The sequence below is a fragment of the Alteriqipengyuania halimionae genome, assembly GCF_009827575.1.
Classification (GTDB): domain Bacteria; phylum Pseudomonadota; class Alphaproteobacteria; order Sphingomonadales; family Sphingomonadaceae; genus Alteriqipengyuania_A; species Alteriqipengyuania_A halimionae.
Genome location: NZ_WTYR01000001.1, coordinates 339,013 through 362,796, shown reverse-complemented (window position 1 = coordinate 362,796; position 23,784 = coordinate 339,013). Strand labels below are relative to the sequence as shown.

The window sequence follows — 23,784 nt, the reverse complement described above, 5'->3', positions numbered from 1 at the left end:
TCGGTCAAACTTCCTTCGTCATATCTTCATCGTCGCCGAGCGAGGCTTCTGCCTCGCCGCGAAATCGGGTCAGGCGCGCCAGCGCCAATTCCACACGTTCGGCTGCGCCCCGATCGACCAGTGCCAAATGGACGACGTTCGCGCGGCCCAATGCCACAGACAGCGCCTCGCGGTCCAGCAGCAAGCGCACACCTTTGAGATCGGAGCCTTCCGCATCGCTGCCGACGCGCCAGGCCTGATCGAGTTTGGATGTCCCGTCCGCGGAGGCATCGGCGGCGTGGCCGAGCCAGTGAACTTCGCCTTTGCGCGCGGCAGTGGCGATCTTCTCTGTCCCCAAGATGAGGTGTCCGGCGCGCATTTCCAACCCCAACCGCTCGGTTAGGTTGCGGAAAAGCCCGTTATCGATCCGTTCGGGCAGATCGTCAGGCACACTCAGTGCCGCGCCCTTGAACGCGCGAGCCAGCGCGCCGCGCAATTTCTTCTTGGCAATCGCCTGTTCGAGCTCGCCGCGCGAAACGCCGAGCCACGCTCCGCGGCCCGGGGCCTTGGCGCGCGGATCGAACAGCACGTCACCATCGGGAGAAATGGCGAGGCGCAACAGATCGTCGCGCCCGCCATGGTTTCCGGACAGCACGCACTTTCTTTCGGGCCCGGAAGCGCTCCGGGCCTTGCGGTCTTCAGCGATGTCGGACGTCAGGCGCTCATTGGGTGGAGTCCGCATCGGCGGCCTCCTGTGCGGCGGGAGCTTCCTCGGTCGCTTCTTCGGCGGCCGGGGTCTGCTCTTCCTGGGTCTCTTCTTCGTCGTCGAACCAGTGGGCGCGGGCAGCCATGATGATCTCGTTGCCCTGCTCTTCGGTCAGACCATATTCGCCAAGCACGCCGCCCTTGTCCTGATCGCGCTGCATGCGGTCGCGACGCAGCGGCGGACCATCGGCATTGGCGGGGTTCTGGCGGCGACGCGGCGCTTCGCGCTTCTTCGCGATCAGCTCGTCGGTGGCGAGATCGGCCAGATCGTCGAGCGTCTTGATGCCCGCCTTGCCGAGCACGACCAGCATGCCTTCGGTCAGGTGCGGGATATCGGCCAGATCGTCCGCCACACCGAGTTCGCGGCGTTCGGCGCGATAGGCTTCTTCCTGGCGCTCGATCGCTTCCTTGGCACGGTTCTGGAGTTCCTCGGCAAGGTCCTCGTCGAAACCTTCGATCGCGGCGATTTCTTCCAGCTCGACATAGGCGACTTCCTCGAGTTCGACGAAGCCTTCGGCGACGAGCAACTGCGACAGCGTTTCGTCGACGTCGAGTTCGTTTTCGAACATCTTGGAGCGTTCGGCGAATTCCTTCTGCCGCTTCTCGCTCGCTTCCTCGTCGGTCATGATGTCGATCTGGTGACCGGTCAGCTGGCTGGCCAGGCGCACGTTCTGGCCGCGACGGCCGATCGCGAGGCTGAGCTGATCGTCGGGCACGACGACTTCGATGCGATTCTCTTCCTCATCGAGCACGACGCGGCTGACGGTGGCCGGCTGCAGCGCGTTGACCACGAAAGTCGCGGTTTCCTCGCTCCAGGGAATGATGTCGATCTTTTCGCCCTGCAATTCCTGCACGACGGCCTGGACGCGGCTGCCCTTCATGCCGACGCAGGCGCCGACCGGATCGATCGAACTGTCATACGAAATGACGCCGATCTTGGCACGGCTTCCCGGATCGCGGGCTGCGGCCTTGATCTCGATGATGCCGTCGTAGATTTCGGGCACTTCCTGCGCGAACAGCTTGCGCATGAAATCGGGGTGCGCGCGGCTGAGGAAAATCTGCGGGCCGCGATTGTTGCGCTCCACCTTGGTGATCAGCGCACGGATACGCTCACCGACACGTGCCGCTTCGCGCGGGATCTGCTGGTCGCGGCGGATGACGCCTTCGGCACGCCCGAGATTGACGATCACATGGCCGAATTCGACCGACTTGATCACGCCGGTGATGACTTCACCCGCGCGGTCCTTGAATTCTTCGAACTGACGCTCGCGCTCGGCATCGCGGACCTTCTGGAAGATCACCTGCTTGGCGGCCTGCGCATCGATGCGGCCGAGATCGACCGGCGGCAACGGGTCGACGATGTAATCGCCGAGCTGCGCGTCCTTCTCGAGCTTCTGCGCGGCCTTCAAATCGACCTGCTTGAAGTAGTCTTCGACTTCCTCGACAACTTCGACGACGCGCCACAGGCGCAGATCGCCGGTCTGCGGATCGAGCTTGGCGCGGATGTCGTTTTCGGCGCCGTAGCGGTTGCGCGCGCTCTTCTGGATCGCCTCTTCCATCGCCTCGATCACGATCGACTTGTCGATCATCTTCTCGGTCGCGACCGAATTGGCGATCGCGAGCAGTTCGGCGCGGTTGGCGGAAATCGGGCTTGCCATTGTCAGTCCTGTTCCTCGTTGGACGTATCTTCGACGATTTCGTCAGCGCCACTCGTATCGAGCGGCTGGGTGGCGGCGATCAGCTCGTCGGTAAGGACGAGCTTGGCCGCGTGAATGTTTTGCAGCGGCACGGCAATCTCGCCGTGCTTGTTATCCGCGATGGTGACGGTGCTGCCCTCGATCCCCACCAGCTTGCCGCGCAGATTGCGGTGGCCGTGGACTTTCTCGGACAGGCTGACCTTCGCTTCGTGACCGGCCCAGTCGGCGTAATCCTTGGACCGCGTCAGCGGGCGGTCGATTCCCGGCGAGCTGACTTCGAGGTGGTAGTGCCCCTCGATCAGGACGTCGCCATCGGCCTCGAGCTCGTCGAGCTTGGTCGAAATCCGGCGCGAGAGCGCGGCGCATTGCTCGATCACGAGCTGGCCGGTGGCGGGATCTTCCGCCATCACCTGCAGCGCATGGCCGCCGTCGCCGGCTTCGGACGGCATCATCTTCACGCGCACGAGTTCGAAACCCAGCGCTTTCGCTTCGGGTTCGATCAGATCGTGCAGTCGTTCAAGATCGGCCATTCGTTCTCCATCGGGTGGACCTTGTCGCGACAAACCGGTTTGGTGCCGGCCCCTTGCGGCGCCAGCCCTACAGTGTCGCGACAATGTCGGGATGCCAGCTAGATAGGCAGCACCGGGCGCAAAGGCAAGCGCTGAATCAGGCGTTCTCCGCCAGCCCGTGCTTCTTGATGCAATGGCGCAGCTGGTCATAGCTGAGGCCCAGCGCCTCGGCGGTCTTGCGCTGGTTCCAGCGATGTTTGCCCAAGGCGTGCTCGACGATCGCACGTTCATGCGTGTCGACCGCAGCGCGCAGATCGTCGATATTGTCATAGCGCGGCTTCGAGGTCGCCGGACGCGCTGGCTTGGCGGTCTCGACCTTCGGATCCTGCTCGCGCTCGCCAGTGGGCATCCACGGACTGTCGAACGGATCGAACTGGACGTGGCCGATCGGTTCGTCCCAATCGTCCCAGCGATAGACCGCGCGTTCGACGGCGTTGCGCAATTCGCGAACGTTGCCGGGCCAGCCATACTGCTCGAGCTCGGCAACGACATGGTCGGCAAAGCCGGGCCAATTGTCCCAGTGCAGCTCCGCCGCCATGCGCCGCCCGAAAAATTCGGCCAGCACCGGGATGTCTCCTTCACGCGCGCGCAGCGGGGGAAGCGTGATGACCTCGAAGCTCAGGCGGTCGAGAAGGTCGGCGCGAAACTTGTGCTCGGCGGCCAGTTTGGGGAGGTTTTCATTGGTCGCGGCGACGATCCGCACATCGACGCGCGTCGGGCGCGACGAACCGATCCGCGTCACCTCGCCATATTCGACCGCACGCAGCAGCCGTTCCTGCGCACCCATCGACAGCGTACCGAGTTCGTCGAGGAACAGCGTGCCCTTGTCGGCTTCCTCGAACCGCCCTTCCCGCGCCCGCGTCGCGCCGGTGAAGGCGCCAGCCTCGTGCCCGAACAGTTCTGCCTCGATCAGTGTCTCGGGCAACGCCGCGCAGTTCATGATGACGAGCGGCTCTTCCCATCGGTTCGACAGGCGGTGAAGACGCTCGGCGATCAGCTCCTTGCCGGTTCCCCGCTCCCCCACCACCAGCACGGGACGGCGCATCGGGGCTGCGCGGCTGGCGCGCTCGACCGCGTCGAGAAAGGCGCCGGACTGGCCGATAAACTGAGCTTCGCGTTGCATGGCTTCGCTTCATAGTGAAAATTCCCAACACTTGGCAATATCCCCCAATGGCATTTTCGATGAATGACATGGAAACGGCGGATTTCTGCCATAAATCGGGTTTGGCACGCTGCTTGCTATTATGTGAACAACACCAACTTACGAACCTTGGACGAAGGAAAACGCCATGAACACCCGCAAGCTTCTCCAATCGCGCAGCAAGCTCGATCGGGCCATCATTGCCAGCATCCTGGCGACACTGGGCGTGAACCTGCTTTATCTCGCCACCCAGCTGCAGGCGGCTCCCGCCCTTGCGGTGATCCCCACCGCAGGAGGCCTCGCATGAGCGATGAAAGCCCCCTCGGCCCGGTCGGCGATGGCACGCGCCGGAGCCGCATCGATCAGGAGATCGATCGCATCCGTCGCTCGCCAGAGCCGACCCGCGAGAAAATGTCCGCGACAGACTGGATGGATGGCGACAAGGTGCGCAGCAAGTTCAGTCAGTTTCAATCCTCAGGAGCCCCGCTAATGGGAATTTTCAACCGCGCGCGAGATATCTTCGCCGCCAATTTCAATGACATGCTCGACAAGGCGGACGATCCGTCGAAGATGATCCGCATGATCATCATGGAGATGGAAGAGACGCTGGTCGAAGTCCGCGCCTCGGCCGCCCGCACGATCGCCGACCAGAAGGAAATGCACCGCCACACGGTCAAGCTGGACAAGCTGCAGGCCGATTGGGGCGAGAAAGCGCAGCTCGCGCTGAGCAAGGATCGCGAAGACCTCGCCCGTGCGGCGCTGGTCGAAAAGAAGAAGGCGGTCGATATGTCCGCCCAGCTCAAGGAAGAGATCGCGGTGCTCGACGACGCGCTGCGCGCCTACGAGCAGGACATCCAGAAGCTCCAGGGTCGCCTGCGCGAAGCCCGCAGCCGCCAGTCTAGCATCGCCGCCCGGCTCGAAAGCGCGGAGAACCGCGTCAAGCTGCGCAGCCTGATGACCAATGAACGCGTCGACGATGCGCTCAATCGCTTCGACCAGCTCGAACGCCGGGTCGATTACGCAGAAGGCCGCGCCGATGCGCTGAAAATCTCCGACGGATCGGACAAGCCGAGTCTCGCCGACGAAATCGCCGCGCTCGAAGGCGCCGACGCGATCGACGACGAGCTCGCCGAAATGAAGAAACTGCTCGGTCGCGGCGACAGCGCCGCGGGCGAGGAAGAGAACAAGAAGGACTGACCCATGGACGAGATCGCCGGAATCATGATCGTAGCCACGCTCTTCATCGGGTTGCCTTGGATCATCCTCCACTACATCACGAAGTGGAAGACCGCTGCCACCATCACCACCGATGACGAGGTGCTGCTCGAAGAGCTCTACAACCTCGCCAAGCGCCTTGATGAGCGCATGGACACGGTCGAACGACTGGTCGCAAGCGACAATCCCGACTTCGAACGACCGAAACTGCTCGCCGACCGCGAGACCGACAACCAGCAGCTGCGCGAACTCGATCGCCTGCTGGCCGACAAAGAAAGGACCGCCCGATGAACAGCCCCCGCACCACGCTTTACCGCGACAAGCACAATGGCAAACTGATGGGCGTCTGCGCGGGCATCGCGGATTACACCGGGATCAATGCCTTCTGGGTCCGCATGGCCGTCGTCATCAGCTTCTTCGCCAGTTCCGGCATCGTACTTCCGGCCTATTTCGTCGCCGGGTTCCTGCTGAACAAGAAGCCGCCGCACCTCTATGTCGATCAGGACGAGAGCCGCTACTGGCAGCGTGTCCGGCAGAGCCCGAAGCGCACCGCGCGCGAGATCCGCGCCCAGATGCGCGACGTCGATCGCCGCCTGGCCAAGGTCGAGCATTTCTATGTCGATGGCAACAAGGCGCTGAGCGCCGAAATCGAACAGCTGCGCTGAGCCCGCAGGAAAGGACCGAACAATGGACGCTGGAACACTGGGCGTATTGATCCCGATCATCGGGGTTTCGATCCCGATCGTCGCGATCTGGTCAGCTCATCGCCAGAAGATGATGAAAATGCAGATCGAAGCGACCTCGAGCAACACTGCGGAAAAAGCGGCGCAATATGCCAGCCGCGTCCAGCAGCTCGAAGACCGGGTGCAGGTGCTCGAACGCATCGTCACCGACAGCGGCTACAATGTAGCGACCCAGATCGAAGCCCTGCGCGACCAGCGCCAGGTAGAAGACACAGACAGCGGCATGGCGCTGGATATCGACAAGCAGCCGGCCCGCTAAGCCAAACGAGAAGAGGGGAATATGGACAAGGAAACTATGATCATCGTCATCGTCGGCGTCATGACGCTGGGATGGCTGATCAACAACTGGATCCGCGCCAAGCACGGCTATCCGCTGGAAGACGAATGGGGCGGCAAGACCGAACCTGCGGCCACCGGTGAGACCAAGGCGCTGCGCGAGGAAAACCGCGCGCTCCATGAAAAGCTCGACGGGATGCAGGATCGCATGATCGTGCTAGAGAAGATCGTGACCGATCGCGGCTATGGCGTCGCCGAGGAAATCGAGCGGCTGCGCGACCAGCGCAAGATCGACGCCAACACCGCCGAAGGGGCCGGCGTTCCGCTCGACATGCGGCGCAAGGAGCGCGGCTGATGGGTTGGCCCGCCGCGATCGTCGTCATCGTCTCGATCATCGTGATCGGCAAGTTGATGAGCTCGCGCTATCGCGCCCAGGCAGGGATCATCGAAGACGAGCGCGGCAACCAGACCTATGTCGGGCAAGCCAGCCGCGATCCCGAAGCCCAGCGCGAAATCGAAGACCTGCGCGAGCGGATCAAGGTGCTCGAGCGGATCGCAACGGACAAGAACAGCGAGGCCGAACGTCTCGCCAGCCAGATCGAAGATCTGCGCAAGGATTGAGGGAAATTGCCATGGTGATGACCGAAACTTTGTTGATCGCCAGCGCCGCTCTGATCGGGCTCGTGATCCTCTCCAGCGCGACGCTTCGCGCCTGGGAAAGCTGGATCGCCCTGCGTCGCCAGGAAATCGAGCGCAGCGGCGGTAGCCGAAACCAAGCGCCAGAGATCGAAGGCGGCGCGCCTGAAGGCGCCGCGCGGATCGAGATTGCGGACCTCAAGGAGCGCATCCGCCGCCTCGAAGCGATCGCCAGCGGGGTCGATTTGTGAGTTGAACGGTTTCCGATCGGTCGCCACGCCGTGACGAAACCCTTTCAATCCCAAGGCCGAATGCCTATCCGCCGCCCATGCGCACACTCGACGATATCCAGGAAGAATACGAATTCCTCGAAGGCGACGAACGGTATCGCCTGCTGATCGAACTGGGCCGCGATCTGGAGCCCATGCCCGACGCCCTCAAGACCGATGCGACGCTGGTGCGCGGTTGTTCGGCGCAAGTCTGGGTCTATCCCACGCAGGAGGGCGAGCGGCTTCATTTCCTTGCCGACAGCAATGCCGCGATCACCAAGGGGATCGTTGCGCTGGTGCTCTCCGCGGTGCAGGACAAGCCCGCAGCCAAGGTCGCCGCGATGGATGTGACCGACGCGCTCGAACCCTTCGATCTCAAGAACCAGCTGAGCTCCAATCGCACCCAGGGCGTGCCCAACATGATCGCCCTGGTGCGCGAACATGCCGCGCGGATCGCGGGCGGATGACCGTGCGCCGATGAAACGGCATCTTTATCGCGTGCTCGGGTTCGCCGCCGTCGGCCTCGGCGCGATCGGGGCGGTATTGCCGATCATGCCGACCGTGCCGTTCCTGCTGCTGGCGGTGTATTTCTTCGCCCGCTCGAGCCCCGAGCTGGAGCAGAAAATCCTCGATCACCCCCAATGGGGTCCGCAGGTTCGCGACTGGCGCGAGCGGCGCGCGATCAGCCGCCGGGCAAAGACCATGGCGATCGGCGCGATGGCGACCGGCGCGGTCGTCACGTACTTCACGCTCGGCCATCCCTGGTACTGGATTTCGGTCGCGATCCTGGTGATCTGCGGCGGCTGGATTGCCACGCGCAACGAATAACGCTGCCGCAAATGCTTGGGATCAAGCCCCCGCGCTGTCCCTGACGACGGCTATGCCCGCTTCGCGCTGACGCTTGAGGTCTGCTTTGAGCCTGGCCGGATCGCGCGCGAAGACGAAGCCGAAGCTCACGCCGCCCTCCTTGCCGATCGTGGCGTGGTGCAGCTTGTGCGCCTGGACCAGCCGCTTGGCATAGCCGCGCTTGGGCACCCAGCGGAAATAACGCTGGTGGACCAAGCCATCATGCACCAGCGTGTAGATGATCCCGTAAAACAGTATGCCGAGCCCGATCCATGTTCCCGGCCACCAGGCCGAGGCGCCCATCACCAATGGACTGCCTAGCGCGAACATCGAAATGCTCATCGCCGCGCCGACAATCGCGTAGAGATCGTTCTTTTCGAGCAGATTGTCGTGCGGTTCGTGGTGATCGCGATGCCAGCCCCAGCCGAAGCCGTGCATGATGTATTTGTGGCTCGCCCACGCGACCCACTCCATCGCGATGACGGTGGCGAGAACGATCAGGGCGGGAACGAGAACCTGCATGACAGGCGCGACTATAGGCGCTCAGCCCTTGTTCGGGAAGAAGAAGCCCTTCACTTCTTCGCCGATACGCGCCGGGCGCAGGGTTTCGGCATCGATGCAGCACCAGCTCGACTGGACTTCTGCCAGTACCTCTTCCCCGCGCTTGATCACGGTGGAGTAGAATGCCCGCGCGCCTTTAACGCTTTCGAGTACGGTGTTGGCGAAGACCTCGTCGTCGAGGAAGGCCGGCTGGCGATAGGTAATCTCGTGCTTGATCGCGACCCAGGCGCGGCTCGCCAGCGCTTCGGCCGGGGCGAGCTTCTTCCAGTGCGAAAGCACCGCATCCTGCACCCATGAAAGGTAGCGCGCATTGTTCACATGCCCCATGAAATCGATATCATCGGGCTGGATCTGGATCTGATGGGTATGGTCGCGCCTGCTCATTGACACCAATGTAAGCAGGTACGCCTTACCATTCCATGACAAACTCTAGATTTTTCATGGAAAAATACGCAGCGAATTTCAGGATGGCCCCATGACTGTACGGAAAGCTGGCTTCGCGCCGATCGTCGACCGCCGCACCCGCGTCCTGTTGCTGGGGAGCCTGCCGGGTGAAAGCTCGCTCGAGGCGCAGCGATACTATGCCCATCCTGCGAATCGGTTCTGGCATCTGGTCGGCAAAGTGATCGAAGTCGATCTGACTGCGCTGGATTATGAGGCCCGCCTTGCCACCCTTCTCGATCACGGGATCGGACTATGGGACACCGTGGCAAGCGCGCGGCGAGACGGGAGCCTCGACGCCTCGATCCGCGATGCCGAGCCGACCGCGCTGGCGGATCTGGTTGCTACCCTGCCCGATCTCCAGGCAGTGGGCTTCAACGGCAAGACTTCGGCCAGGCACGGGCGCGCGGCACTCGGCGACAGCTCGCTGGCGCTGGTCGACTTGCCCTCCTCCAGTCCCGCCTATGCCGCGATGCCGCTAGCCGAGAAAGAAGCACGCTGGGCCGTGATCGGCGATTATCTCTAGCCTTGCGAGGGGCAGCGCACGCTTGCATATGCGCTTGCATGACAAAAAAACTCACTGGGAAGGCTGCCATCGGTGCCGCCATCGGATCCGCCGCGATTGCCGCGGCGATGCTCTATGCCAACAAGCGCAAGGCCAAAGGCAACACGCCCGAAACGCCTGAAGTAAAACGCCCGACCGGGCCGAAACCGGAGACCGATTGATGAAAGCCCTACGTAGCCACGAAACCGGTGGACCCGAAACGCTCACGCTCGACGAGGTCGACGCCCCCGCGCCCGGCAAGGGACAGGTCGTCGTCGCGGTCAAGGCCTGCGCGATCAATTATCCCGACACGCTGATCATCCGCGATCTCTACCAGTTCAAGCCCGAGCGTCCGTTCGCTCCGGGTGGCGAGATTTCAGGCGTGATCGAAGCCGTTGCCGACGACGTGACCGACTGGAAGGTCGGCGACCGAGTGATCGCAATGCTCGGCAATGGCGGTCTGGCGGAAAAGGTCGCGGTCGAGGCCGCGCGTTTGTTCGCAATTCCCGACGGGGTCGATTTCCCCACCGCCGCCTCGATCCTGATGACCTACGGCACCACGATCCACGGCCTCAAGGACCGTGGCGACATCGCCGAAGGACAGACCGTGCTGGTGCTCGGCGCTGCCGGTGGGGTCGGACTATCGGCAGTCGAACTCGCCAAGGCTTACGGCGCACGCGTCGTCGGCGCCGTGTCGACCGAAGAAAAGGGCGAAGTCGCGCGCAAGGCCGGGGCCGACGAAATCGTGATCTATCCCAAGGGCGAGATCGACAAGGACGCGTCGAAGGACCTGGCAGGCAAGTTCAAGGCTGCGGTCGGCAAAGACGGCGCGGACATCGTCTACGACATCGTCGGCGGGGCCTATTCCGAGCCGGCGCTGCGCTCGCTCGGTTGGGAAGGTCGCCACCTCGTTATCGGCTTCCCGGCGGGCATCCCCAAGATTCCGCTCAACCTCACCCTGCTCAAGAGCTGCGACATTCGCGGCGTGTTCTGGGGAGCGTTCACGGCACGCTCGCCCGAGAAGAACCGCCAGAACATCGCCGAGCTGTTCGACCTGCTGGCGGCGGGCAAGATCAACCCGCTGGTCTCGGAAACCTTCCCGCTCGAACGCGGCGGCGAAGCGATCGCCAAGCTGGAAAACCGCGAGGCGATCGGCAAGCTCGTCGTGACGATGGATTGAGTGCGGGATTGACTTGCAGCCCGTTCGGGCGCTGCTATGCGGCGCGCGACCCATTCGAGAGGATATTGCAATGACCGATTTCAAGGACCGCGAGCGCGGCGAAGAAACCAAATACGCTTTCGATCAGGAAACCCGGTTCAAGATCACCGCGCGGCGCAATCGCCTGCTCGGCAATTGGGCAGCGGGCAAGATGGGCCTGACCGATGAGGAAACCGACGCTTATGAGAAGGCCGTGGTGCAGGCGGACTTCGAAGAGGTCGGCGACGAGGACGTGATCCGCAAGGTCTACGGCGACCTCACCACCGCCGATTGCGATGTCGACGAAGCCGATGTCCGTGCCAAGCTCGAGGAATGCGAAATCGAAGCGCGTCGCCAGTTCATGAAGTCCGAGGACTGAACCGATGGCAATGCAGGCGGACGAGATCGAACGGCTGATCAAGGCAGCCATTCCCGATGCCGATGTCACGATCCGTGACCTGGCGGGCGACGGCGATCACTACGCCGCCGAGATCCGCTCGGCATCGTTCGCCGGCAAGTCGCGCGTGGCGCAGCACAAGCTCGTCTACGAAGCGCTCGGCGGACGGATGGGCGGCGAGCTCCACGCCTTGCAACTGACCACCGGCCTTCCCACCTGAAGCCTACACTCAGTTACAGATAAGGGCCGCGAAATGTCGGACACCAACCAGCGCATCAAGGACACCGTCGAAAGCAACGACGTGGTCCTGTTCATGAAAGGCACGCCGCTGTTCCCGCAATGCGGGTTTTCCAGCCGTGCCGTCGCCATCCTCGATCATTGCGGCGTCGGCTATGAAAGCGTCGACGTGTTGCAGGACATGGAAATCCGCCAAGGCATCAAGGCCTATTCGGACTGGCCCACGATCCCGCAGCTTTACGTCAAAGGCGAGTTCGTCGGCGGCAGCGACATCATGATGGAGATGTTCGAAGCAGGCGAGCTCAAGCAGCTGATGGACGACAAGCAGGTCGCCAAGGCCGAATAGAGGTTCGGCCCCCATAGACACAAAAAAGCCCGCCATTTCGGCGGGCTTTTTCGTTTGGGTGTCCGGGGAGGCAGGACCGCGGAGACTTGGGGTGCAGTCCTGCCTCTCGATAGACTGCTTGGGTATTGGTGAATATACAAGACCCGTGCCAAGTCTTGAAAATGTCTGTTTTTCAAGGAATCATGCCTCCACGAAAGGTTAAAGCGGCACCCGTGTGTTAAAATCTCCGACAGGCTTGGCAGCCGCCCGCCCATCGTCCACCAGAGACAATATGAGCCCTCCCCCTCCTCAGCCCTCGCGCCCTGCCGCAACCTGCGTGATCTTTCGACGTGCGGCCTCCGGCCCGGACGAAATTCTCATGCAACGGCGCTCGGAAAAACTCGAATTTGCGGGCGGCATGGTTGTCTTTCCCGGTGGCCGGGTCGACGAAGCCGACTTCGCCCTCGCCGAACGCTTTCCCTCGCTCGACAAATCCGACGCGGCCGCGCGCATCGCCGCAATCCGCGAAACGCTCGAAGAAGCGGGGCTCGCCATCGGGCTGGCCGACCCTATCGACGCCGACCAGGCGCGCGCGGCACGCGCGATGCTCGACGAGATTGGCGCGCTCGAGCCGGTGCTGGCGCATTTCGGGTGGATGCTCGATCTCGAAGCCCTCACCCCGTTCGCTCGCTGGCACCCGCGCCATGCCGCGTTCAAGGTCTACGACACGCGCTTCTACCTCGCCGATCTCGGCACCGGAGCGGTCGATATCGCACCCGATGGCGGCGAGACGTCGCGCCTGTTCTGGGCCAGCGCGAAGGATGCACTCGCCATGGTCGAAAGCGGCGAAATCGGCGTGATCTTCCCCACGCTGCGCAATCTGGAGCGGCTCGCGCTGTTCGAGACCTATGCCGACGCCCGACGTCAGGCAGAGAGCATTGCGATCCGCGAGATCTGCCCGGTCAGCGAAACCCGTACAGACGGTCGATACCTCACCATCCCGGCCGACCAGGGCTATCCGGTTACCGAGCAACGGTTCGACACCGTCGTTCGCGCCAAGGCGAAAGGCTAGCCCTCGTCCATCGTCTGGCCTTGTGTGTCGTTCGTCCACGACACCTTGTCCGCCCCGCACGCTCCGCTAGAAGGCATAGTGAACGGGGTCAGCGGGACAAATCCATGAGTATTCTGACGGTTGAAAACGTCACCAAAAGCTTTGCCGACGTCAAGGCGGTGAACGATCTGAGCTTCGCGGTCGAGCCAGGCGAAATCTACGGGTTTCTCGGCGGCAACGGCGCGGGCAAGACGACGACGCTTCGGATGGTGCTCGATATCATTCGGCCGACGAGCGGTTCGATCAGCGTGCTTGGCGGTTCGCCCGATCGCGACAATGCTGCGGGGATCGGCTTCCTCCCGGAGGAGCGCGGTCTCTACAAGAACATGACCGCGATCGACACGATCGTTTATTTCGGCCGCCTCAAGGGCATGGAAGCGGGTGCCGCGCGCAAGGCGGGGCTCGACCTGCTCGAACGCTTCGGCCTCGGCGACCGGGCAAAATCGAACATTGCAGATATGTCGAAGGGTATGGCGCAGAAGGTCCAGCTCGCAGCCTCGATCGTCAACGATCCGGAGCTCCTGCTGCTCGACGAGCCGTTCTCCGGCCTCGACCCGGTCAATCAGGGACTGCTCGAAGACGAGATCCTCCGCGCCTCAGAAGGCGGCGCGGCGATCGTGTTTTCCACCCATGTCATGCAGCATGCCGAGCGTCTGTGCGACCGGCTACTGCTGTTGAAGCGCGGCGAAAAACGCTTCGAAGGCACGCTCGAACAGGCGCGCGACATGCTGCCCTCGCAGATCGAAGCGGTAGCAAAACCGGGAATCGAGACCGTGCCCGGACTCGCCCAGGCCACGCGGGGCCGCGATGTCGGCGAGGGATGGTTCGAATACAGCCTGACCGTACCGCCCGAAGGAAATGCTGGCGCGGTGCTCGAACATTGCACCGCCACCGGAGTTCCGCTGCGCCGGTTCTCCGAACACCGCGCGAGCCTGCATGAAGTTTTCGTCGAACTGGTCGGTGACGAGGGAGTGAAGAAATGAGCAATATCCTCCTCGTCGCGCAGCGCGAATTCCGCCAGATCGTCCAGATGAAGAGCTTCTGGCTCACCCTGCTGCTGATCCCCGTCGCGCTCGGCGTCGGATCGGTGGTCGGCAAGCTGTTCGATGACGACGAAGCGACCAAGGTCATGCTGGTCGACCGGGCCGGCGGCGAAGTCGCCGAGCGGATCGAGACCAGCTTCGCCCTCGAAGACGATCGCGACGCTCTCGCGCGCCTATCGCGCTATGTCCGTCGGCACGGGCTCGAAGCCGCCGATCCCGATGCGCCGTGGACGCAATACGATCGCTGGTACACGCCCGCCGATATCGAAGCCTTTCGCCAGTCGGGAGGGCTCGAAGGAGCGCTGGAGAAGATCGACGCCGTGCGCGACAAGGACACACCCGAATTCGAGCCGCGCGAAGCCAGCTATGAATTCGTCGAACCCGATCCGTCTATCGCGACGGCCACCGGCGAAGCGCTCGACGAGGCGGTCGAACAGATCATCGATCCCAAGGACGGCGACGAGGAGGCTTCCTATGTCATCCTGATCGACAGCGATTACGCCGAACGCCCGGTCGTTCGCCTGTGGTCCAACGACACGCCGCGAAGCAGTTTCGTGACCACCTTGCAGGACACGCTGACCACCGATCTGCGCGGACGCTTGCTGGCCGAGGACGGGGTGTCGCCCGAGCGCGCCGCGCTGGTGCAGACCGCCCAGCCCGCAATCGCCGTGACCACGCCCGAACCCGGCGACGGTGCGCGCGAATCGATGGCGGTGCGCTCGATCCTGCCGCTGGCGCTGGCCTATGTCCTGCTGATGGCGCTGATGCTGTCGGGTGGCTGGATGCTGCAAAGCTCGGTCGAGGAACGGACCAACAAGCTGCTCGAAAGCGTGCTGGCCTGCGTCAAGGCCGAAGACCTGATGTACGGCAAGCTGATCGGCACCGTCGCGGTCGGCCTCGCGCTCGTCGCGAGCTGGGTGATCTTTGCCGCGATCGCCGCTTTCTGGTTCAGCGGCGCGGTCTCGGATTTCCTCCGCCCGGCGCTCGCTCCGCTGACCGATCCGGTGATCGTGATCGCGATCATTTACTTCTTCGTCGCGGGCTACATCTCGATTTCGGTGATCTTCCTCGCGATCGGATCGATGACCGATTCGATGAACGAGGCGCAGGGCTATTTCATGCCCCTCACCTTCGCGATCCTGCTGCCGGTCACCTTCCTGATCCAGGCGGTGCTGGCCGGTAATGACGGCCCGATCGTTCAGGTGATGACCTGGATACCCTTCATCACCCCCTTCGCGGTCCTCGCCCAGCTCGGCACGGGGATCGAGCTGTGGGTGCTGATCGGCACCGGCCTGCTGCTGGCCGCGTTCATCGTGGTGGAGTTCGTTTACCTGGGCCGCCTGTTCCGCGCGAGCTTGCTGGCGACGGGTCAGAAACCGGGGCTGAAAACACTGATCGAACGGTTCAAGAGCCAAGCGGGGTAATTGGCGCGCCCGGCAGGAGTACGTCGCCGCTTAGCGGCTGAGTCATCTACGCAGTTTCGCTGCTACGATTCCGAAAAGGCGTCATAGCAGTCAGACTTCGACGGCGACCGCTTTCAGCAAATTCTGATCGGCCCGCGAATGTCCAATTATGGGGTCAGAAATGGACGTTGCCCAAACCGTCGCTCTGGCTAAGATGGCCTCATGTCCAAGCCCAGAAGCCGCATCATGTATATCGAAGACAAGTCCGAAGGGTTGGTGGGGCCTGCGCGGATAGGTCGCGTAACGTTTTCGAAATCGGGACGATCCGTCAATTATCGGGGACGGTCATTCCTGAAGGTCGGGAATGGCTACAAATACAATCACATTGCGCACGATAACGGCGACCATTTTTGGATATCCGGTCCTCGCAAGGACGGACAAGATCGACTTTATCCTGAAAGCAGCCGTCCGGTTGAGATAGACGATGATATTGCTGAAGAATATTGGCGCGATATTCGCGGGGAAAGCTAGCGTCCGCAATGGGGTCGTTTGCCGACATTCCGCTTTCTTGCATTCAAGTTCCGAAAGCAGACAGACCGCATACGCTTGAGCAAACGTCCCAGGAGGCCTGCATGTTCGGCATGGCGTCCCGAGCATGCGCATTTCTATCCGTGAACGTAAAATGGCGCGCCCGGCAGGACTCGAACCTGCTGCCTCAAGATTAGAAGTCTCGCGCTCTATCCAGATGAGCTACGGGCGCGCGCCGTCTGCGCCAATAGCGTGCTTTGCGCGGCGCACAAACCGCGATAGCTAACGTTGCTATGGATCAAACGCCGCATCGCACAGACGCCGCCAGTGCCACCGGGTTTCGCTATTACCCGTATGTGATGGCCGCCTTCGTCGCGATCCTGCTGTTGTCGAACCTCATCGGCGCGGCCAAGCCGAGCTATGTTACCCTGCCCGGCGGCACCGAGTGGTCGTTCGGCGCGGGCGTGCTGTTCTTCCCGATCAGCTACATCATCGGCGACGTGCTGACCGAGGTCTATGGCTATGCCCGCGCGCGCCGGGTGATCTGGACCGGCTTCGCCGCGCTCGCCTTCATGGCGTTCATGGCATGGGTGGTGGTCGCGCTGCCGCCCGCCGAGGGCTGGGACGGCCAAGAGGCCTACGAAAAGGTCTTCGGCAACACCTGGCGCATCGTCGTCGCCTCGATGACGGCCTTCTGGGTCGGCGAGTTCGCCAATTCCTTCGTGATGGCGAAGATGAAGGTCTGGACCACGGGCAAGCATCTGTGGACTCGAACGATCGGATCGACGGTGGTCGGCCAGGGACTCGACAGCCTGATCTTCTATCCGCTCGCTTTTTATGGCCTCGCCGGATGGCCGCCCGAATTGCTGTGGCAGGTCGTCCTGTCGCAATGGCTGATCAAGACCGGGTGGGAGGCGCTGCTGACCCCGGTGACCTATGCGGTGGTCGGTTGGCTCAAGCGGCGCGAGGGCGTCGATGTCTTCGACGAGGACACCGATTTCTCGCCATTTGCGAAGGCGCGCTAGACCCCGGCGTTCCCCACCACCCAGCAGGCCAGCGCCATCAGCAGGCCTGCGAAGCGGTTCGAACGGAAGCGATCGAGCGCGCTTTGCCCGTTGGCAGTGTCGAGCGTGGCGACCTGCCAGAACAGATGCAGCGCCATAGGCAGCAATGCGGCCAGCGCGAGCCAGTCTTCGCGCAGCAGCCAAAAAGCCAATGCCCAGCAAGCGACTGCCAGCGCGTAGAAAGTGGCCACGCCGCCGATCACGCGACTACCCAGTGCCAGTGCCGAGGAGCGGATGCCGACCAGGGCATCGTCTTCGCGATCCTGCAATGCGTAGATGGTGTCGTATCCGATGACCCAGAAAATGCACCCGGCATAGAGCGCGGCGAGCACGCCGAGCCCGTCGTCGCGCAACGCGATCCACGCAACCAGTACGCCCCAACTGAACACCAGTCCAAGCCAGGCCTGCGGCCACCAGGTGATCCGCTTCATGAAGGGATAGGCCGCGACCAGCGCGAGGCTCGCCAACGCCACCAATTGCGCTTCCCAGCGAATCTGGAGCAGCACGACGAGACCCACCGCACACAGTGCGAGCAACCACGCCCAGGCGGCCTTCTTGCCCACCCGCCCGCTCGCTACCGGACGCGACGCGGTGCGCGCGACCTGCCGATCGAGATCGGCGTCGACGATATCGTTGTAGACGCAACCCGCCCCGCGCATCGCGACGCAGCCGAGCAGGAACCATGCGAGCAGGTCCCAGCGCCCCTCGCCGCCCGCCAGCAGCAAGCCCCAGCTGCACGGCCAGAACAGCAGCCACCAGCCGATCGGACGGTCGAATCGCGCCAATTGTGCCAGATCGCGCGGAAGCTGCGGCAGGCGCGCAACGAGGCCGCGATGCTCGGTATCGGGGACGATGTCGGGGGATGGAGTGCTCATGATGGGTCGTTCTCGCGAAAGCCGGAATCGACGTAAGCGTCAATGAATTCCCGCTTTCGCGGGGATGACGAGTGTGGTTAGGACAACCCCATGCCCGCCACCCCCGCCTGGCCACCCCGCAGCGCGCCGCGCCTGTTCGTCGAGGACGAACTGGCCGAAGGCCGCACCTTCGCGCTCGACGGAAATCGCGCGCATTATCTTGGCAAGGTCATGCGCGTTTCCGAAGGCGATGCGGTGATTCTGTGCGACGATACCACCGGCGAATGGGCCGCGCGGGTGACGCAGGTCGGCAAGCGCCGGGTCGATGTCGCGGTGGTCGAACGGCTGCGAGCGCGCGAGGATGTGCCCGATTTCTGGCTTTGTCCGGCCTTGCTCAAGAAGGACCGCTTCGACCTCGTTCTCGAAAAGGCGACCGAGCTAGGCGTTGGCCGGATCGCGCCGATGATCACGCGGCGCTGTGTGGCCGACAAGCTCAATCCCGATCGGGCGCGCACCATCGTCACCGAAGCGGCCGAGCAGTGCGCGCGCACCGCCCTGCCGGATATCGCCGCACCGCAATCGCTCGATGCGCTGCTGCGCGACTGGCCTGAAGATCGTGCGCTATTCTTCGCCGACGAGCTGGGCGGCGCCCCTGCTGCCGAAGCCTTCACGAAAGGCACAAAGGGCGCCGCAGCGCTGCTCGTCGGACCCGAAGGCGGGTTCGACGATGCGGAGCGCGAAGCGATTCGCGCGCATCCGCAGGCGGTCGCCATCACGCTCGGTCCGCGTATCCTGCGCGGCGAAACCGCGGCAATCGCTGCAACCGCGCTGTGGATGGGGGTTGCCGGCGACTGGTCCAAATGACCCTTCCCACCGGGCATCTTGAGTCCTAGGAAGCCCGCGTGAGCACGCGCAAGACTTCCGTCGAGGCCGAACCGGTCATCGAAAGCCGCGATCAGCTGATCGCCCCCTTCATCGGCGGCGAGAAGCCCAAATCCGACTGGCGTATCGGGACCGAGCACGAAAAGCTCGTGTTCCGCACCAAGGACAAGCGCGCCCCGTCCTATGACGAGCCCGGCGGCATTCGCGACATCCTGCTGGGCCTGCGCGACTATGGCTGGGAGCCGATAGAAGAAGGCGGCAAAGTCATCGCGATGGCAGGCGACGACGGGACCGTCAGCCTCGAACCCGCGGGCCAGCTCGAACTGTCGGGCGCGCAGCTCGAAAACCTGCACGATACCTGCGCGGAAACCGGCCGGCATCTCCAGCAGGTCAAAGCCGTCGCGGAAGATTTCGAGGTTGGGTTCCTCGGGCTCGGCATGTGGCCCGACAAGACGCGCGAAGATCTGCCGGTGATGCCCAAGGGCCGCTACGAAATCATGATGCGGCACATGCCGAGGGTCGGCAGCCTCGGCCTCGACATGATGCTGCGGACCTGCACGATCCAGGTCAATCTCGATTACGGGTCCGAAGCCGACATGGTGAAGAAATTCCGCACCGGCCTCGCGCTGCAGCCGCTCGCCACCGCGCTGTTCGCCAATTCGCCCTTCACCGAAGGCAAGCCCAACGGATACCTGTCCTACCGCAGCCATATCTGGTCGGACACCGATCCGCACCGCACCGGCATGCTGCCTTTCGTGTTCGACGACGATTTCGGCTACGAACGCTGGGCGGATTACATGCTCGATGTGCCGATGTATTTCGTCTTCCGCGAAGGCAGATATATCGATGCCGCGGGCCACAGCTTCCGCGATTTTCTGAAGGGTGAACTCGAGGTCCTGCCGGGCGAACTCCCGACCGAGAGCGACTGGTGGGATCACCTTTCCACCGCCTTCCCCGAGGTGCGCCTCAAGAGCTTCCTCGAAATGCGCGGCGCCGATGGCGGGCCGTGGAGCCGGATTTGCGCCCTTCCCGCCTTCTGGGTCGGCCTGATGTACGAACAGGATGCGCTCGATGCGGCGTGGGATCTGGTCAAGGACTGGTCGGTCGAGGAACGTGAGGAGCTTCGCAACGCCGTGCCCAAGCTTGCGCTCGATGCGCCGATTCCCGGCGGCGGGAAGCTGCAGGATCTGGCCAAAGATGTGATGGCGATCTGTCGCAAGGGCCTCAACACCCGCGCCCGTCTCAATGCGAGCGGCGACAACGAAGCCGGCTTTCTCGAAACGCTCGACGAAATCGTCGCGAGCGGCAAAGTTCCTGCCCAGCGCTTGCTCGACAAGTATCACGGCGATTGGAACGGCGATATCGAGCGGGTCTACAAATACAGTTTCTGAGCGCTAGCTCGCCCCGCCTCTCCGCGCGAGCGACTGGCCCAGCCGTCGCAGGCGCGATGTCACAAGACCGTATTCGCCCATCCAGGCGTAAAATTCGCGGTATTTGGCGTCTTCGAGCAGGAGATGCGCTTCCTCGGTGCGGGCGCGCCAGTAATAGATCGCGCTCACTGCGCCTAGCAGCAAGGCGTTACGCAAGCCTTCAACCACGCTTCCGCTGGTCACGAGAAACGGCAGCACCGCGCACCACCAGAAGAGATTTTTCGAAAGATAGGCCGGGTGGCGCGTCCAGCGAAAGGGACCGTTGGTGATGACGCCGCGATAGGTAAGGTTGGAAAAACGGAGGCCGAAGATCACCGTCGCCCAGGCGTAGATCGCGGTCAGGAATACCAGCCACACGGCCCAGACCAGCGCCAGCGCATCGTGCCCGGCGAACCAGTGCAGCCACCCTGGCGCATTGCTGCGATAATCGAGCACGTCGCCCGTATCCATCAGCATCAACGGCGGGTAGCACACCAGCGCCGCGATCCATCCGGCGAGGAATGGGTTGCCCGAGCGGATATGCGCATCGAGCGGTTTCATCGTGAGGAGGTAGCCGACCGTTCCGATCTGCACATCGAACACGAACAGCAGGCTGATGAGGAACAATGCCAGGCGCACCGGCCGATCGAGCATGCTGGAGAGATCGGCCTCGACCACATAGCGAAATCCATCGGGCAGGATCGCGATCATGAACGCCCCGAAGAACCCCTTGATAAACCAGGCACGCAGATGCCGTTTGACCGCGTCGCTCTCCCACGCCTCGCGCCCGACCAGCATCGCCCCGAAATGCCAGCACGCATCGCGCGGGTTCACGAGGTGCCGATCGAGCCAGATGACGTAGGGAATCGAACCCGCGAACAGCGGCACGACGAGCCATCCAAGCACCTGCATCGCGAAGCCATAGGGCGGCTGCCAGTACCAGGCACCGAGCCAGTAGAATGCGCAGAGCAGCGCCCAAGTCGCCCACAGCCCGGCCAGCTTGGTGATCGACCAGTCGATCGTCTCGTCCCATGGACGCTTCAGGCGCCAGTCGAGCCCGGTGCTGGCGCGCAGATGGACCTTCTCGACCAGCACCGACCACAGCACCATGGGCACCGCGCTGGCCAGCAGGCCGGCCAGCGCCGCCCGCGAACCGGACAGCACGCCGCGCCCGGCAGGCAATCCCAGCAGGTCGGCAATCGCAGGATATTGGCGAGCGATCACGATCCACGCGAGCAAACCGGCGAGGCCGACGAAGCCGACCGCGCTCGATACATCGCTTGGCGGGCGTTCCGCCGCCATCGTTTCGCCCCCCGCGCTCATGGCCGCGGCCATAGCACGCAATGGTTAAGGCAGCGAAAGGCGCTTAGCGGTAGGCGTGGATCACACCGTCATCGGCCAGCACGTAGAGCGTGCTGTTGGCAACGATCGGCGGCAGTGTGATCTTGGACTTGAGCTGGGTGAGATAGGTCAGCGAACCGTCGGTCACGCTGGCATAGCCGATCTGTCCTTCGGAGTTCGCCAGCCACAACCGGTCCCCTGCGAGCACCGGCCCGGTCCAGAAGATCGGGTCCTTCTTCTTCTCGACATTGCGGTAGCCGGGCAGGTCGACGACCCACTTCACCTTGCCACTCGCGCGCTGGATGGCGAGCAGCTGGCTGTCGCTGGTGAGGGTGAAGATCCACTCGCCGGCGACGGCAGGCGTCGAGATCCCGCCGAGATTCAGTTCCCAGATACGCTGACCGGTAACCAGTTCATACGCCGCCATGCGACCGCCCTGGCCCAGCGCATAGACGCGGCCCTGGTCGATGATCGGATTGGCATCGATATCGGTGATCGTGCCGACCGAAGTGGAAACCGACGTCCGTGCGAGGGCATCGCCCCACAGCTGGCGACCGTTTTCATAGCGATAGGCCGCCAGTTCGCCCGAGCTGTAGCCCGCTATCAGGGTGCCCTGCGCCGCTGCAGGAGCCGCAACGCCGAACACGCCGGCCTGGCCGACCGCACCCGATTCGAACCACTGGACGTCGCCGGTGGCTCCATCGAGCGCGTAGATTTCGTTGTTCTGGGTCGCGACGAAGACCGAGCCGAATGCCAGCGTCGGCGCACCGCGCAGCGGACCGGCAGGCTTGGCGCGCCAGACTTCGTCACCCGTCGCAGCATCGAGCGCAGCGACTTCGCCGGTCCCTGTCGTCAGGTAGACACGGCCCGCATTGTAGCTGACGCCGCCGCCGAACTCGGCCCCCGAACCGTCACCATCGACGCGATAGCCCTTGCGCCAGATCGGCGCGCCGGTGGTGGCGTCGAAAGCGCGAATCTCTGCGCTGGTGTCGTAAACGTAGAGACGGCCATCGCCGATCACCGGAGGCGAAGCGAGGCGTTCCTTGGTGCCGCTGCCGGCGATCTGGGCCGTCCAAGCCTCGACCGGGCTGGCGCCCAGTGCGAGGTGGCCATAGGCGTTCGAGGCGCCGCCGCTGGGCTGGGCGAATTCCGCATTCGCCGCGGCCGGGGGAAGGATCACGCTGACACTGGCGAGCGAAGGATCGGCCACCGCACCCGATTCGATCCGCGAGAGGATCGGCTGGCGGTCTCCCACCGTGGGGGTCTTGGGCTTGTCCGCGCCATCGAACAGGCCGCAGCCCGCCGTCGCGAGAGCCAGAAGCAGAGCCCCAGCGAACCGGGTGCGCGCGTGTGTCATCGTTTTCATCTTCATTCCTTGCTGCTGCGGCGCTAGGCTCATAGCGGAGGCATTATTGCGGGGGCGCAGCCGGAGCGCGCGAGCTAAGGCCGCTGCGTTTGAGCGCCTCGTCGGTATCGTCGATCGAGTCCTCGCCGAGGATCCCGGCCATCTGGCCCGCCCGACGGCGGATCGATTCGGGCACATCCTCATTACGTGCCAACTCCCCGAACAGCGGTCCGGCGAGATCGTCCTTGCCTTGCGCGAGATAGGCCATCGCGACCATCTCGCCCGCGCTGCCAAACCACGGATTGCCGGCAACGGCGAGCGGCTTCAACCGGTCGATCACGGCCTGCGGCTCAAGATCGTCATACTTGGCCGCGACACCGCGGACGGTGGCAAGGTCGCGCATCATTTCCGGCACGTCGCCATCGGCGGCGATCGCATCGTAGGTCTTGATCGCTTCGTCGGTCTTGCCGGCCTCCAGCGCGACGCCGGCCTGCGTCAGCCGCGCGAGCACCGCGGTGTCACTGGCTTCCTCGGTTGCAAGCTTGGCAAGGAGATCGTCGGCAGATTCGGGCTGACCTTCACGGATCCGGTCGAGCGCCATGGTGTAGCGTTCGCCGCGATCTTCCTGGGCGGCGGTTTGGGAACCGTCCCACCAGAGCCAGCCACCGACACCGGCAATGACGAGGACCACCAGAATGGTGATCGGCACGCCGTATTTCTTCGCCACATCCTGCATCTGCTGCTCGCGCAGCGCTTCATCGACTTCGCGCATGAAGCCGTCCTGCTCGGCGCCTTCGCGCGTCGGCTTGGTAGGGGCAGGCGTCGTGTTTTCCGGAGGAATGGCCAAGTTGGGTCTTTCGTATGGAATTTCGTGCGCGCTATTTACCGTGCTGGCCCGTCAATTCAACGGACAACCTGTGGACGCGCGCGTGAAGCACGGCTGAACATGCCCATTGGCGGTCCGC

33 protein-coding genes and 1 tRNA gene are annotated in these 23,784 nt (G+C 63.4%); 23 read left to right on the top strand and 11 right to left on the bottom strand.

What is annotated here, in order from left to right:
* Positions 1-4 precede the first annotated feature (4 nt).
* The 4 genes from GRI68_RS01850 to pspF all read right to left on the bottom strand — a co-directional run bounded on the left by GRI68_RS01850 (position 5) and on the right by pspF (position 4,133).
* Positions 5-721 (bottom strand): DUF448 domain-containing protein, encoded by a 717-nt coding sequence (locus tag GRI68_RS01850; protein ID WP_160615435.1) that lies wholly within the window; start codon positions 719-721, stop codon positions 5-7.
* Complete coding sequence (nusA, locus tag GRI68_RS01845) at positions 702-2,402, bottom strand: transcription termination factor NusA (protein WP_160615434.1); 1,701 nt, start codon at positions 2,400-2,402, stop codon at positions 702-704. Before nusA ends, GRI68_RS01850 begins: the two co-directional genes overlap by 20 nt.
* A 2-nt stretch (positions 2,403-2,404) precedes the next feature.
* Positions 2,405-2,971 (bottom strand): ribosome maturation protein RimP, encoded by a 567-nt coding sequence (gene rimP, locus GRI68_RS01840; protein WP_160615433.1) that lies wholly within the window; start codon positions 2,969-2,971, stop codon positions 2,405-2,407.
* Between the two features lie 136 nt (positions 2,972-3,107).
* The gene (gene pspF, locus GRI68_RS01835) at positions 3,108-4,133 is read right to left on the bottom strand and encodes a phage shock protein operon transcriptional activator (protein WP_160615432.1); all 1,026 of its coding nucleotides are present in this window, start codon (positions 4,131-4,133) and stop codon (positions 3,108-3,110) included.
* Positions 4,134-4,299: 166 nt separating this feature from the next.
* Here pspF and GRI68_RS01830 point away from each other — a divergent pair, with 166 nt between their 5' ends.
* The 10 genes from GRI68_RS01830 to GRI68_RS01785 all read left to right on the top strand — a co-directional run bounded on the left by GRI68_RS01830 (position 4,300) and on the right by GRI68_RS01785 (position 8,118).
* Positions 4,300-4,458, top strand: a complete 159-nt coding sequence (locus GRI68_RS01830; protein WP_160615431.1) for a hypothetical protein — start codon at positions 4,300-4,302, stop codon at positions 4,456-4,458.
* Positions 4,455-5,348 (top strand): phage shock protein PspA, encoded by an 894-nt coding sequence (pspA, locus tag GRI68_RS01825; protein ID WP_199799692.1) that lies wholly within the window; start codon positions 4,455-4,457, stop codon positions 5,346-5,348. Before GRI68_RS01830 ends, pspA begins: the two co-directional genes overlap by 4 nt.
* 3 nt (positions 5,349-5,351) lie before the next feature.
* Positions 5,352-5,657, top strand: coding sequence for an envelope stress response membrane protein PspB (gene pspB, locus GRI68_RS01820; RefSeq protein ID WP_160615430.1), 306 nt, complete (start codon positions 5,352-5,354; stop codon positions 5,655-5,657).
* Positions 5,654-6,031, top strand: a complete 378-nt coding sequence (gene pspC / locus GRI68_RS01815) for an envelope stress response membrane protein PspC (protein ID WP_160615429.1) — start codon at positions 5,654-5,656, stop codon at positions 6,029-6,031. Before pspB ends, pspC begins: the two co-directional genes overlap by 4 nt.
* Positions 6,032-6,053: 22 nt before the next feature.
* Positions 6,054-6,368 (top strand): hypothetical protein, encoded by a 315-nt coding sequence (locus tag GRI68_RS01810; protein WP_160615428.1) that lies wholly within the window; start codon positions 6,054-6,056, stop codon positions 6,366-6,368.
* A 21-nt stretch (positions 6,369-6,389) separates the two neighbouring features.
* Positions 6,390-6,740 carry a hypothetical protein gene (locus GRI68_RS01805; RefSeq protein ID WP_160615427.1) on the top strand — a complete coding sequence of 117 codons (351 nt, stop codon included), beginning with the start codon at positions 6,390-6,392 and terminating at the stop codon, positions 6,738-6,740.
* A complete protein-coding gene (locus tag GRI68_RS01800; RefSeq protein WP_160615426.1) occupies positions 6,740-7,006 on the top strand; it encodes a hypothetical protein in 267 nt (88 codons plus the stop codon). Before GRI68_RS01805 ends, GRI68_RS01800 begins: the two co-directional genes overlap by 1 nt.
* A gap of 11 nt (positions 7,007-7,017) precedes the next feature.
* Positions 7,018-7,272 carry a hypothetical protein gene (locus GRI68_RS01795; RefSeq protein ID WP_407643314.1) on the top strand — a complete coding sequence of 85 codons (255 nt, stop codon included), beginning with the start codon at positions 7,018-7,020 and terminating at the stop codon, positions 7,270-7,272.
* Between the two features lie 77 nt (positions 7,273-7,349).
* Positions 7,350-7,757 (top strand): SufE family protein, encoded by a 408-nt coding sequence (locus tag GRI68_RS01790; RefSeq protein ID WP_160615424.1) that lies wholly within the window; start codon positions 7,350-7,352, stop codon positions 7,755-7,757.
* A gap of 10 nt (positions 7,758-7,767) precedes the next feature.
* Positions 7,768-8,118 (top strand): YbaN family protein, encoded by a 351-nt coding sequence (locus GRI68_RS01785; RefSeq protein ID WP_160615423.1) that lies wholly within the window; start codon positions 7,768-7,770, stop codon positions 8,116-8,118.
* A 21-nt stretch (positions 8,119-8,139) separates the two neighbouring features.
* Here GRI68_RS01785 and GRI68_RS01780 read toward each other — a convergent pair whose 3' ends face one another.
* Together GRI68_RS01780 and GRI68_RS01775 are read right to left on the bottom strand one after the other, a co-directional pair.
* Positions 8,140-8,658: a sterol desaturase family protein gene (locus GRI68_RS01780; protein ID WP_160615422.1), complete on the bottom strand. Its 519-nt coding sequence runs from the start codon at positions 8,656-8,658 to the stop codon at positions 8,140-8,142.
* Positions 8,659-8,679: 21 nt separating this feature from the next.
* On the bottom strand, positions 8,680-9,081 hold the full coding sequence (locus GRI68_RS01775) for an acyl-CoA thioesterase (protein WP_160615421.1): 402 nt from the start codon (positions 9,079-9,081) through the stop codon (positions 8,680-8,682).
* Positions 9,082-9,172: 91 nt separating this feature from the next.
* On the opposite strand from GRI68_RS01775, the gene GRI68_RS01770 reads away from it, so the two are divergent.
* The 10 genes from GRI68_RS01770 (at position 9,173) to GRI68_RS01725 (ending at position 15,927) form a co-directional block, all read left to right on the top strand.
* The gene (locus tag GRI68_RS01770; RefSeq protein ID WP_160615420.1) at positions 9,173-9,664 is read left to right on the top strand and encodes a DNA-deoxyinosine glycosylase; all 492 of its coding nucleotides are present in this window, start codon (positions 9,173-9,175) and stop codon (positions 9,662-9,664) included.
* A 38-nt stretch (positions 9,665-9,702) separates the two neighbouring features.
* The gene (locus tag GRI68_RS01765; RefSeq protein WP_160615419.1) at positions 9,703-9,864 is read left to right on the top strand and encodes an isopropylmalate isomerase; all 162 of its coding nucleotides are present in this window, start codon (positions 9,703-9,705) and stop codon (positions 9,862-9,864) included.
* Positions 9,864-10,862 (top strand): NADPH:quinone oxidoreductase family protein, encoded by a 999-nt coding sequence (locus GRI68_RS01760; protein ID WP_160615418.1) that lies wholly within the window; start codon positions 9,864-9,866, stop codon positions 10,860-10,862. Before GRI68_RS01765 ends, GRI68_RS01760 begins: the two co-directional genes overlap by 1 nt.
* A 70-nt stretch (positions 10,863-10,932) precedes the next feature.
* Positions 10,933-11,259, top strand: a complete 327-nt coding sequence (locus GRI68_RS01755) for a DUF1476 domain-containing protein (protein ID WP_160615417.1) — start codon at positions 10,933-10,935, stop codon at positions 11,257-11,259.
* Between the two features lie 4 nt (positions 11,260-11,263).
* Complete coding sequence (locus tag GRI68_RS01750) at positions 11,264-11,497, top strand: BolA/IbaG family iron-sulfur metabolism protein (RefSeq protein WP_160615416.1); 234 nt, start codon at positions 11,264-11,266, stop codon at positions 11,495-11,497.
* Positions 11,498-11,530: 33 nt separating this feature from the next.
* A complete protein-coding gene (gene grxD, locus GRI68_RS01745; RefSeq protein WP_160615415.1) occupies positions 11,531-11,860 on the top strand; it encodes a Grx4 family monothiol glutaredoxin in 330 nt (109 codons plus the stop codon).
* A gap of 271 nt (positions 11,861-12,131) precedes the next feature.
* Positions 12,132-12,911, top strand: coding sequence for an NUDIX domain-containing protein (locus GRI68_RS01740; RefSeq protein ID WP_160615414.1), 780 nt, complete (start codon positions 12,132-12,134; stop codon positions 12,909-12,911).
* Positions 12,912-13,015: 104 nt separating this feature from the next.
* A complete protein-coding gene (locus GRI68_RS01735) occupies positions 13,016-13,933 on the top strand; it encodes an ABC transporter ATP-binding protein (RefSeq protein ID WP_160615413.1) in 918 nt (305 codons plus the stop codon).
* A complete protein-coding gene (locus tag GRI68_RS01730; RefSeq protein ID WP_160615412.1) occupies positions 13,930-15,417 on the top strand; it encodes an ABC transporter permease in 1,488 nt (495 codons plus the stop codon). Before GRI68_RS01735 ends, GRI68_RS01730 begins: the two co-directional genes overlap by 4 nt.
* A 225-nt stretch (positions 15,418-15,642) precedes the next feature.
* Positions 15,643-15,927, top strand: a complete 285-nt coding sequence (locus GRI68_RS01725) for a 1-deoxy-D-xylulose-5-phosphate synthase (RefSeq protein WP_234028682.1) — start codon at positions 15,643-15,645, stop codon at positions 15,925-15,927.
* A 152-nt stretch (positions 15,928-16,079) separates the two neighbouring features.
* On the opposite strand, the gene GRI68_RS01720 is transcribed toward GRI68_RS01725, so the two are convergent.
* Positions 16,080-16,156 (bottom strand) — tRNA-Arg (locus tag GRI68_RS01720).
* A 61-nt stretch (positions 16,157-16,217) separates the two neighbouring features.
* On the opposite strand from GRI68_RS01720, the gene GRI68_RS01715 reads away from it, so the two are divergent.
* Positions 16,218-16,949, top strand: coding sequence for a queuosine precursor transporter (locus GRI68_RS01715; RefSeq protein WP_160615410.1), 732 nt, complete (start codon positions 16,218-16,220; stop codon positions 16,947-16,949).
* On the opposite strand, the gene ubiA is transcribed toward GRI68_RS01715, so the two are convergent.
* Positions 16,946-17,863, bottom strand: coding sequence for a 4-hydroxybenzoate octaprenyltransferase (gene ubiA, locus GRI68_RS01710; protein WP_160615409.1), 918 nt, complete (start codon positions 17,861-17,863; stop codon positions 16,946-16,948). The genes GRI68_RS01715 and ubiA overlap by 4 nt on opposite strands.
* Positions 17,864-17,953: 90 nt before the next feature.
* Here ubiA and GRI68_RS01705 point away from each other — a divergent pair, with 90 nt between their 5' ends.
* Positions 17,954-18,706 carry a 16S rRNA (uracil(1498)-N(3))-methyltransferase gene (locus GRI68_RS01705; RefSeq protein ID WP_160615408.1) on the top strand — a complete coding sequence of 251 codons (753 nt, stop codon included), beginning with the start codon at positions 17,954-17,956 and terminating at the stop codon, positions 18,704-18,706.
* 38 nt (positions 18,707-18,744) lie between these two features.
* The gene (locus GRI68_RS01700; RefSeq protein WP_160615407.1) at positions 18,745-20,115 is read left to right on the top strand and encodes a glutamate--cysteine ligase; all 1,371 of its coding nucleotides are present in this window, start codon (positions 18,745-18,747) and stop codon (positions 20,113-20,115) included.
* A gap of 3 nt (positions 20,116-20,118) precedes the next feature.
* Here the strand turns inward: GRI68_RS01700 and GRI68_RS01695 are convergent, their stop codons facing one another.
* Genes GRI68_RS01695 through GRI68_RS01685 form a run of 3 tightly spaced genes read right to left on the bottom strand, consistent with a single transcriptional unit; the run spans position 20,119 to position 23,666 of the window.
* Positions 20,119-21,456: a methyltransferase family protein gene (locus GRI68_RS01695; RefSeq protein WP_234028681.1), complete on the bottom strand. Its 1,338-nt coding sequence runs from the start codon at positions 21,454-21,456 to the stop codon at positions 20,119-20,121.
* A gap of 43 nt (positions 21,457-21,499) precedes the next feature.
* Positions 21,500-22,840, bottom strand: a complete 1,341-nt coding sequence (locus tag GRI68_RS01690; protein ID WP_234028680.1) for an outer membrane protein assembly factor BamB family protein — start codon at positions 22,838-22,840, stop codon at positions 21,500-21,502.
* Between the two features lie 43 nt (positions 22,841-22,883).
* Positions 22,884-23,666 carry a tetratricopeptide repeat protein gene (locus GRI68_RS01685; RefSeq protein ID WP_160615405.1) on the bottom strand — a complete coding sequence of 261 codons (783 nt, stop codon included), beginning with the start codon at positions 23,664-23,666 and terminating at the stop codon, positions 22,884-22,886.
* Positions 23,667-23,784 lie beyond the last annotated feature (118 nt).

What these genes read in the sequence shown, in the direction of transcription:
- pspC (WP_160615429.1), top strand. Translation starts at nt 5,654, where the DNA reads ATGAACAGCCCCCGCACCACGCTTTACCGCGACAAGCACAATGGCAAA.
- GRI68_RS01850 (WP_160615435.1), bottom strand. Translation starts at nt 721, where the DNA reads ATGCGGACTCCACCCAATGAGCGCCTGACGTCCGACATCGCTGAAGAC.
- GRI68_RS01800 (WP_160615426.1), top strand. Translation starts at nt 6,740, where the DNA reads ATGGGTTGGCCCGCCGCGATCGTCGTCATCGTCTCGATCATCGTGATC.
- pspF (WP_160615432.1), bottom strand. Translation starts at nt 4,133, where the DNA reads ATGCAACGCGAAGCTCAGTTTATCGGCCAGTCCGGCGCCTTTCTCGAC.
- GRI68_RS01725 (WP_234028682.1), top strand. Translation starts at nt 15,643, where the DNA reads ATGTATATCGAAGACAAGTCCGAAGGGTTGGTGGGGCCTGCGCGGATA.
- grxD (WP_160615415.1), top strand. Translation starts at nt 11,531, where the DNA reads ATGTCGGACACCAACCAGCGCATCAAGGACACCGTCGAAAGCAACGAC.
- GRI68_RS01790 (WP_160615424.1), top strand. Translation starts at nt 7,350, where the DNA reads ATGCGCACACTCGACGATATCCAGGAAGAATACGAATTCCTCGAAGGC.
- nusA (WP_160615434.1), bottom strand. Translation starts at nt 2,402, where the DNA reads ATGGCAAGCCCGATTTCCGCCAACCGCGCCGAACTGCTCGCGATCGCC.
- GRI68_RS01690 (WP_234028680.1), bottom strand. Translation starts at nt 22,840, where the DNA reads ATGAAAACGATGACACACGCGCGCACCCGGTTCGCTGGGGCTCTGCTT.
- GRI68_RS01780 (WP_160615422.1), bottom strand. Translation starts at nt 8,658, where the DNA reads ATGCAGGTTCTCGTTCCCGCCCTGATCGTTCTCGCCACCGTCATCGCG.
- GRI68_RS01795 (WP_407643314.1), top strand. Translation starts at nt 7,018, where the DNA reads ATGGTGATGACCGAAACTTTGTTGATCGCCAGCGCCGCTCTGATCGGG.
- GRI68_RS01775 (WP_160615421.1), bottom strand. Translation starts at nt 9,081, where the DNA reads ATGAGCAGGCGCGACCATACCCATCAGATCCAGATCCAGCCCGATGAT.
- GRI68_RS01695 (WP_234028681.1), bottom strand. Translation starts at nt 21,456, where the DNA reads ATGAGCGCGGGGGGCGAAACGATGGCGGCGGAACGCCCGCCAAGCGAT.
- GRI68_RS01765 (WP_160615419.1), top strand. Translation starts at nt 9,703, where the DNA reads ATGACAAAAAAACTCACTGGGAAGGCTGCCATCGGTGCCGCCATCGGA.
- GRI68_RS01760 (WP_160615418.1), top strand. Translation starts at nt 9,864, where the DNA reads ATGAAAGCCCTACGTAGCCACGAAACCGGTGGACCCGAAACGCTCACG.
- GRI68_RS01750 (WP_160615416.1), top strand. Translation starts at nt 11,264, where the DNA reads ATGGCAATGCAGGCGGACGAGATCGAACGGCTGATCAAGGCAGCCATT.
- GRI68_RS01755 (WP_160615417.1), top strand. Translation starts at nt 10,933, where the DNA reads ATGACCGATTTCAAGGACCGCGAGCGCGGCGAAGAAACCAAATACGCT.
- GRI68_RS01770 (WP_160615420.1), top strand. Translation starts at nt 9,173, where the DNA reads ATGACTGTACGGAAAGCTGGCTTCGCGCCGATCGTCGACCGCCGCACC.
- rimP (WP_160615433.1), bottom strand. Translation starts at nt 2,971, where the DNA reads ATGGCCGATCTTGAACGACTGCACGATCTGATCGAACCCGAAGCGAAA.
- pspB (WP_160615430.1), top strand. Translation starts at nt 5,352, where the DNA reads ATGGACGAGATCGCCGGAATCATGATCGTAGCCACGCTCTTCATCGGG.
- GRI68_RS01810 (WP_160615428.1), top strand. Translation starts at nt 6,054, where the DNA reads ATGGACGCTGGAACACTGGGCGTATTGATCCCGATCATCGGGGTTTCG.
- GRI68_RS01785 (WP_160615423.1), top strand. Translation starts at nt 7,768, where the DNA reads ATGAAACGGCATCTTTATCGCGTGCTCGGGTTCGCCGCCGTCGGCCTC.
- GRI68_RS01730 (WP_160615412.1), top strand. Translation starts at nt 13,930, where the DNA reads ATGAGCAATATCCTCCTCGTCGCGCAGCGCGAATTCCGCCAGATCGTC.
- ubiA (WP_160615409.1), bottom strand. Translation starts at nt 17,863, where the DNA reads ATGAGCACTCCATCCCCCGACATCGTCCCCGATACCGAGCATCGCGGC.
- GRI68_RS01705 (WP_160615408.1), top strand. Translation starts at nt 17,954, where the DNA reads ATGCCCGCCACCCCCGCCTGGCCACCCCGCAGCGCGCCGCGCCTGTTC.
- GRI68_RS01830 (WP_160615431.1), top strand. Translation starts at nt 4,300, where the DNA reads ATGAACACCCGCAAGCTTCTCCAATCGCGCAGCAAGCTCGATCGGGCC.
- pspA (WP_199799692.1), top strand. Translation starts at nt 4,455, where the DNA reads ATGAGCGATGAAAGCCCCCTCGGCCCGGTCGGCGATGGCACGCGCCGG.
- GRI68_RS01735 (WP_160615413.1), top strand. Translation starts at nt 13,016, where the DNA reads ATGAGTATTCTGACGGTTGAAAACGTCACCAAAAGCTTTGCCGACGTC.
- GRI68_RS01740 (WP_160615414.1), top strand. Translation starts at nt 12,132, where the DNA reads ATGAGCCCTCCCCCTCCTCAGCCCTCGCGCCCTGCCGCAACCTGCGTG.
- GRI68_RS01715 (WP_160615410.1), top strand. Translation starts at nt 16,218, where the DNA reads ATGGATCAAACGCCGCATCGCACAGACGCCGCCAGTGCCACCGGGTTT.
- GRI68_RS01805 (WP_160615427.1), top strand. Translation starts at nt 6,390, where the DNA reads ATGGACAAGGAAACTATGATCATCGTCATCGTCGGCGTCATGACGCTG.